The sequence below is a fragment of the Geobacillus sp. ZGt-1 genome (assembly GCF_001026865.1).
Taxonomy (GTDB): Bacteria; Bacillota; Bacilli; order Bacillales; family Anoxybacillaceae; genus Geobacillus; species Geobacillus thermoleovorans.
The window spans coordinates 33,175-34,543 of record NZ_LDPD01000008.1; the positions used below are offsets into that span (position 1 = coordinate 33,175).

Here is a 1,369-nt window from a genome sequence, read left to right on the forward strand (position 1 = left end):
CCCCTTATGATATATTAGTCATGTCTAATGTTATAAGAGGTGACAAGGATGAAATATAAGGGAATGATTGTTTTACTTCTGCTCACTTTGATCATTTCGGCTTGCAGTTCCAATAAAGAACAATCACATCAAGAGCATTCTTCCAATGGGGATTTGCAAGAAAAAACTGCTTCTGCTGACGTTTTACCGACCTTTTTGAAAGGTCAAAGTGAAGAGGTCCGCTTGGTATATCAAGCTGCTGGCAAATCAATAGAGTTGTTACAATGGATTCCTTGTTATTGCGGTTGTGCCGAGAGTGCGGGACATAAAAGTAGTATGAATTGCTTTGTCANAAAAATCAATAAAGATGGTTCTGTTGTCTGGGATGACCACGGTACTCGTTGTGGTGTTTGCTTACAAATCGCAGCGGAATCCATTAAAATGAAACAAGAAGGTAAGTCTATAAAGGAAATTCGCCATTACATTGATGAAAAGTACAAAGAAGGTTACGCAAAACCAACTAAAACTCCAATGCCTTTATAATAAACAAACCTCACTTTTCCGAAAACGAAGGCTTTACAATCCTCCCACGGTGGAGGATTTTTTGTTTTCTTAAGGCATATTTTATAAGTTTGGCAGATATAAAAGTAAAGACAACTTAGTACAAGGGGGATGATGGATGAACTCACTTTGGCTTTTAGGGTTTTCTGCTTCTGCTATTGGAATGTTATCTGGCGGAGTGATTGCTTGGTTGTTTAAAGGCTGGCAAAAAGGAACGCCAACCATTTTTTCAGTATGTAGTGGTATGATATTTGGACTGGTCGCGATGGAAATTTTGCCTGAAAGCATAGAAATTGGAGGTTGGTTTATTGCTATTGTCGGATTGATTTTTGGTTATTTTATTTATAAGCATCTAGAAAAGGTTTCCCATCATGTGATCATTATTACCAATGACGCTAAAAAAGACTTATTTGTACATTCTGGTCTATTTTTAACATTCAGTATTGCCCTACACAATTTTCCAACAGGCATCGCACTTGGAGCCAATACTCACGATTCATTGACTAAACCAATGATGACTGCGATCATGCTTCACAATATTCCAGAAGGTATTGCTGTTTTTACTCCCTTGCTGATGGCTGGGTTTGGAATTCTCAGCATCATACTTGGGGCAACCATAGCCTCCGCCCCCATAGGAGTTGGAGCATTCATCGGAAGCAATTACGGAATGGGGGTTCCTTGGTTAGTAGCAATGATTATCGCATTGGCGATGGGGGTAATGCTTTCCGTGACGGGAAAAGAAATTTTTGGAACAGCTTTACGCGCATCTACCAAAATATACTGTGTTATCATGGCTATAATCGGTTTTATATTGGTTTCATTTTACTTG

General features: G+C 38.9%; 2 protein-coding genes and 1 pseudogene. All 3 read left to right on the forward strand.

Going from position 1 to position 1,369, the window contains the following annotated elements; translation table 11 throughout:
* Positions 1-48: 48 nt before the first annotated feature.
* Positions 49-331, forward strand: a 283-nt coding sequence (locus VU18_RS18830) for a PCYCGC domain-containing protein (RefSeq protein ID WP_236687253.1), incomplete at its 3' end; no start/stop codon positions are given.
* Position 332: 1 nt separating this feature from the next.
* Positions 333-522: pseudogene (locus tag VU18_RS18835) on the forward strand (PCYCGC motif-containing (lipo)protein); the annotation flags it as partial.
* Positions 523-658: 136 nt separating this feature from the next.
* Positions 659-1,369 (forward strand): ZIP family metal transporter (locus VU18_RS02360; RefSeq protein WP_047757587.1); only part of this gene is annotated, 711 nt, incomplete at its 3' end.